The sequence below is a fragment of the Streptococcus sp. GMD3S genome (genome assembly GCF_000298695.2).
GTDB lineage: Bacteria > Bacillota > Bacilli > Lactobacillales > Streptococcaceae > Streptococcus.
Genome location: NZ_AJRC02000061.1, coordinates 1 through 1238 on the forward strand (window position 1 = coordinate 1; position 1238 = coordinate 1238).

Below are 1238 nucleotides of genomic sequence, written 5' to 3' on the forward strand. Positions count from 1 at the left end.
ATTAATGGCATGCATCCGCATGGTCTAGATAATGGTAGTGTGACCATTCTAGAATACGAGAACGGTCAGTTTACTGTTGAAATCGTCGGTGACCGTAGCTATCGGGAACTGGGACGTGAGAAGATGGAAGAAAATTCTATTTAATCAGTAAATACGTTCATCAGAACTTCGGGTCATGTATTGTGATAAGAGATTAGAAAAACAGCCTAGGATCATCCTTTCGGCTGTTTTTGATAGGGAAAAATTAGAGTGTAATGTTATTGCTTTTAGAGATTTTCATGAATAATAGTAAGGAAGCGACTGTTAGGATAGATAAAATCGTGGATAAAGCTGCGGCTACACCATAATTTCCTCTGAGAACCTCTGTATAGATTGCTACGGTCATAGTTTTTGTTTTGGAATTATATAGCAGGATAGAAGTAGAGAGTTCTGAAATCATTGTTACCCATGATAGAATAGATCCAGAAATAATACCGGGTAACATCATTGGAACAGTGATTTTACTGAAAGTATTGAGACGGCTACTTCCTAAACTCTCAGCGGCTTCTTCAATGCTAGGTGTTATTTGTTGCAAGCTAGCAACAGATGAGCGGATTGTATAAGGGAGTCTTCGGACAGATAAGGAGATAATCAATATAAAGGCTGTTCCTGTAATCATCAGAAATCCGCTTCCAAAAAGACCAGTATTGAATGAAGAAATGAAGGCAATACCTAGAACAGTTCCTGGCACAATATAAGGTACCATACTAAGGCTATCAATTAAGTTTGTAAACAAATTTCGTTTTCTAACAGCTAGGTAGGAGATAACCGTTGCAAATAAAACAACAAGAATTAAAGCAATCAAAGGAATGCGAATCGTATTAAAAATAGCAGATCCCATACGATTGAAGGCAATTTTGTAACTATTTAGAGAATAGCCTTTGACAAATACCATACCTGATGTTTTTAGGAAAGAGGTATAAATCAAGTAGACTTGAGGTAGAACAGAGAACAAGATAATTCCGTAGACTGTTGCATAAATAGCAGCCATTTTTCCTTTTGTAGTTTTTTTCGGCTCAATTGGATGGAGCGAATTCATGCTGAAACTATAGCGATTTGAAATATATTTTTGGATGAGGAAGATTGTTAAAGCAATGATAATCGCCATGATTGCTAAAGCAGATGCAAATGCAGAATTTCCGCCAACCTCACTAATGAATTGATTATAAATTAAAACAGGGAAAGTCCGATATCCTTCA

1 protein-coding gene and 1 pseudogene are annotated in these 1238 nt (G+C 36.5%); one reads left to right on the forward strand and one right to left on the reverse strand.

The features are described from left to right. Nucleotides 1-144: pseudogene (locus GMD3S_RS0210100) on the forward strand (histidine phosphatase family protein); the annotation flags it as partial. Between the two features lie 100 nt (nucleotides 145-244). On the opposite strand, the gene GMD3S_RS0210105 reads toward GMD3S_RS0210100, so the two are convergent. Further along, nucleotides 245-1238: ABC transporter permease (locus GMD3S_RS0210105; protein ID WP_025173014.1), on the reverse strand; the 994-nt coding region annotated here is incomplete at its 5' end.